The following is a 4,617-nucleotide window of genomic DNA, read 5'->3' as shown; positions in this document are numbered from 1 at the left end:
AGAACGAGGCGGGTTGCCTCATTCGCCAACATACGGAACCGCGATGCCGGCCTCTCCCTGACCACCGGCGTCTGACCGTAGCCCCTACCGCGCGAGCGGTTTAGTCCACCGACCCACAACAGCCCTTCGTTCCCGCAGGTCACCAACGGCCGCTTCAAAAGCGCAGCAGCCGTTTGCGGAGTTGTCGCTTTGCCCCGCCCTTCAAGTGTCATTTAGGTCGCAACAGGAGCGACAACCACTTCAGCCCCCAGCTAGCCTGATTCATCTAGGTCGCCTGGCGGTTATAGCCGTACGCCTGCCGTCACACGAAAATCCGCCGCGCCAGTGTTTCTCGAACTGTTTGTTCTATGTCGGAGCGTTCTCCGAGGTTATCGTTCGACGATTGATTTGAGAGATAAGAGACTGTATGAGGCCCAAATACTTGTCTGAGGTCTGCACATTTTTCCTATAATAAAAATCCTTCGGGTCGGCTAATCGTATTCCGCGCTCGATCATAGTTTCTGCCTCTTTTAGCATTCTCATTGCTGCTTTACTATACGGCTCACGCCTCACATGATGATATCGGGCGATAGCTTTCTGCAGCAAACAGAGCGATTCACTTTTGCCATTTTGCGCTGCCTTATCAACCGCCTCATCACCGCCGATTAAATTCCGAAGTTTATACTCTATCAACCCAAAAGTGAGCCAAGCGTCGCCATTTTGCGGATCTAATCTTGTTGCCTCAAGCGCGTGATCACGGGCAACTTGAGAACGATTTAATGTTCTAAAAAGGAAGGATGCATACCGCTCACGCAACGATGCATTAAAAGGCTCATCAAGTAACGCCAGTTCAAAATTTTCTCCGGCAGTTTTATAGTCGTGTTTCATTCCCGCTATTTTCGCGGCTTTGGCGAATTCACTTCGAAATCCGTCTGCAACGCGATCTTGCTTGTACTGCATTTCGATCTTGCGACGGTCTGTCTCCAGTTTATCAACCATAAATGCGATATTATCCAAACGCTCCCTTGTTGCCTCGGGCGCACGATGTTTCTTTTGCCTGAAGAATTCCTTTGCAAGATCTACGATTTCTAGATCGTAGGTTTCGCCATGATCGATCACGCTCGCGAAGTAAGTTTCATCGAGGCTCCCCTGAAATTCTGTGTGCTGAACTCCAACCTCGGTACAAGCATCGCCGATGCATTTCCCGTTAATTGGACTTGCTAGCGAAACTAAAACCATAAACACTTCTCGCACCAATTCGTTCATTCTGACCCAAGCGTCCTCATACAAAAACTCGAGAAGCTGATCGTTTGTTTTTTTCAATATTTGATCGAGCCCATTTTGGAGGCCGGTTGAAGATCGAGCTATGTATCGAACCAACGTATCGATAAGTAGCGGTTTGTACATTAATTGCTTACAAGCTGCGCGCAATCGAGGCTCACCCGCTTGCAAAATAGCTTGAGCCTTGTACTCGCTTCCAAGTCGTTGAACGAGAAGAAGCGCCTCGTCTTCTGACAACGAGCTCACCGAAATTGGGGTAGCGTTAAGCAACTCGCGGCGCCGAGACGTTATGACCACACGCCCAAGCTTTTTCCCGACCATAGTCAAAAAGTCGCCAAGCTCTTCCGCATCCAATTGAGAAGTCGCAAGTGTCTCGGTGTTGTCGATAATCAAGAGAACATCGTTGCGGCTAAAACCCTGCCTAACGAACTCGCCTTCAATTTTATCTATGAGTGCATCGCCGCTCGCCTTGTACCATTCTTTCCCCAAAACAGGGTAAAAGAGATATAAGAGCTCGCGGACGCCATCCTCCATCGCATCGGATATTCCCTTGAAGTGGACCAGGCCATCGTCCGTCCACCTAGTTTTCTTTGCGGTGTAAAAGCAGATAACCGATGGTAGTGTTACAGAGTCTGCGAGCTTACCTTCGATCAAATTATTGAAAAATTGCAGCGCCAACGTGGTTTTTCCAAATCCTCCGTCGCCGTGAACTAAACACATCCGGGAATCCACGACGTCTTCAATCCATTTTTCTAACTTATCGAGTTCTTTTTTACGTCCTACAAACGTGTCGGTTTGCCTAACGGGCACATTATGAAAAATCGATGTAGATTTTTCGCTTACCGTCAATTCTGCCAGCCGGAATTTTTCTACCGGCGTGTCATCGACCGCGAAGATGTTCGCGCTGCCAAGATCTAGCGTTATTTCGCGCGCATCCGTCCAAGAGAGCAATTGGCCGTGAATCTTCCAGATCCCCTTCCGCGAAACAACCTTTGAAATGACTATCGCATGCCCCGAGACGACAAGCAGTGTCGAAAGCGGCAACGGGCTTCCCGCCACATCTAACGTCGGAGTACCATCATGCTGGACCTTGGGCAAGGCTGACGAAAACGCGGTTAGAACACATCTAATTAGCTTATCAAGTCGGTCAGCCCAATGAGCGGTTGTCTTTGCATCGAGAACGCCGTGGGCCGGCTTTCTGTTCCGGAACTCGATCCATTCGAGCAACTGACTGACTATCGGGTGGTCAGAGTGAGCGCTTTTCTCAAACCAGCCCACCATGTAAGTTTTGGCGACGTTACTTCTTACGATTGGAATGAGTACGTCGAGTGCTTCGAGTGGAAGTCCGTCAGCAGGCTGGGCGAAGCGGTCTAGTAAGCCTCTTATGACCGTATTGTCATCTTTAGCTGGTGTCATGCGAAGAGCTATTTCAAACGTCGAGAGTGCGAGGGACTGCAACAGCGACCTCATAACCGAAGATAGATAACTCAACTTCTGAGAATCAGATTGACTAAATGTGGCTTCATGCAGTTGCGCTTCGTAAATTTTATACACGGTGGTCTCCGACGAGGTCTCATACTCTAACTGACGGTTAACGCATAACCAACCCCGATTGCGGATTGATGTCGGCCCATCCAAATGAATCTCCGCGTGTCGGAGAAGAATCGACAAGCCAAAGGCGCCCGTCGATGATCCGTCGGTCGCTTATAGAGTCGAGCCGACGTCCGAACATCCGGCCGAAGATATTTGTGAACGACGGGTTTTGGCCGAACCTGGTCCAATGCGAGACGCATAATCGCATCGTCACACATCGTCCGGCGCTTGGCTATGATCGGACCCGAGGCGGGCGTTGAGTCGCCCCCCACAATTGATGGCTCTTGCGCCGACAACTGTCAGTCGCATGACGTAAAGTCGCCCGCCTCAACGGCCGAGGTGGACCGGAGCGGTGACGGAGGGTCATCCATAAGCATTACGTTAATTTATACTGCTGGCCAGTTTGCGGCTCATCAGACTCTACCAATGCCAAAACCATCGAATACTCCTCCGTTGATTCCAGGTACCCGCCTCAACATCCGCATGCGCGAACAGTTGGAGCTTGAGGTCGTTTCCACGTCAGCACGGCTTCAACTAACAAGGCTCTTACGAAAGAGTGTCAAGGTAACGAACGCTAATTCTGAGGACGCGCATCAAATAGAACTCATCCGGCAAAACAAGATTGTCAACATCGTGAACAACGCTGTCGGCAAGCCAATCTACACTCTGGAGCTTTCGGACTGGGACTACCTTCCGGCCGAGTACGCTTGGCATAACGGTGAGATCGAGGTTGCGATGCGGCGACCCGATACTGCAACGCTCGCTGAAATTCTTGCGGACCTGATCGAGGAAACGAACGTCCGAGTGACCGATGTCAATCAAATCTTAAAGGCAGACGGGTGTGGCTTTCGCATTTCTTTAGAAGACAACGACGCCCGGATCGAAATACTTGAGGTGACGGAACTGCCAGACCAAGCAGTCGGATCGGCAACGTACGTCAACATCCGCAAACTTGTTGAGCGTATGGATAGGGCCATGCAAGATAAAGATTGGTCGCTGGTACTTCACACGGGAGCTTCAATATTTGAGACTCTTGCAAAGCAAGTTGTGCCAAACCCCAACGTACAGAATCAGAGTCTCGGAGGTTGGTTCAGCCAGTATCGAAACCATTCGAAACTGGCCACACCGCTGCTTGATGTCATGGAGGAGATTTTTAAACGCCGCAACATAGAGCCTCTCGCGGGCCACGGTTCTGCGAGTGACCCTTCCATCACTCAACAGGAAGCGATTCAAATTCGCGAACTCGCGGTTGTCCTCGTGCGCTTAGAGCGGGCATTGACCGAAACGACGGTTGGTACCCACAGTTGATGCTATTTTTTCGCTCGAGTTAAACGTCGCTCCGCTCAACTTGAGATGTGACTGCCTGCGCTTAAATTGCCTTGTACCAAGGGTGACGGCGCGATGGTGCTATTAACTTGACGACTAAAGGCTTGATGTCCGGCGCACATTTGACATTCGAATGACTCCGGGCGCACGCAGTCCGATGCGTCGTCCGTGGCGGCCGCCGTCCGCGTGAAGTCAACCCCGTACGGACTCCAGCGTGTTTGGGGAAGGGAGCAAGTGGCAATGCTCATAGCTGCGCATCGGATGGCCGCTTTCTCGGTGGACGCGACGTTTGAACGCCCGGCCGGACGCGGGAACGAATGACGCCTCCTGGCCGAGGCTGTGTAAAAACGTATGGTCCGACAGGCGGGTGGGACAACTGTGAGGCCCCGTCTTCGCAGTTGACGATTTCTGAAGGCTGACCAGATTGATCCGTGCCGG

2 protein-coding genes are annotated in these 4,617 nt (G+C 51.3%); one reads left to right on the top strand and one right to left on the bottom strand.

Annotated features, from left to right (window positions below; translation table 11 throughout):
• Positions 1–345: 345 nt before the first annotated feature.
• Positions 346–2,814: an ATP-binding protein gene (locus tag HV744_RS36125; RefSeq protein ID WP_175154026.1), complete on the bottom strand. Its 2,469-nt coding sequence runs from the start codon at positions 2,812–2,814 to the stop codon at positions 346–348.
• Between the two features lie 465 nt (positions 2,815–3,279).
• Between HV744_RS36125 and HV744_RS36120 the strand changes: the two genes are divergently transcribed.
• Positions 3,280–4,161, top strand: a complete 882-nt coding sequence (locus tag HV744_RS36120) for a hypothetical protein (protein WP_217469219.1) — start codon at positions 3,280–3,282, stop codon at positions 4,159–4,161.
• Positions 4,162–4,617: the final 456 nt, after the last annotated feature.

It is taken from the genome of Paraburkholderia ultramafica (genome assembly GCF_902859915.1).
Taxonomy (GTDB): domain Bacteria; phylum Pseudomonadota; class Gammaproteobacteria; order Burkholderiales; family Burkholderiaceae; genus Paraburkholderia; species Paraburkholderia ultramafica.
This window is presented reverse-complemented; position numbering and strand designations above follow the sequence as displayed.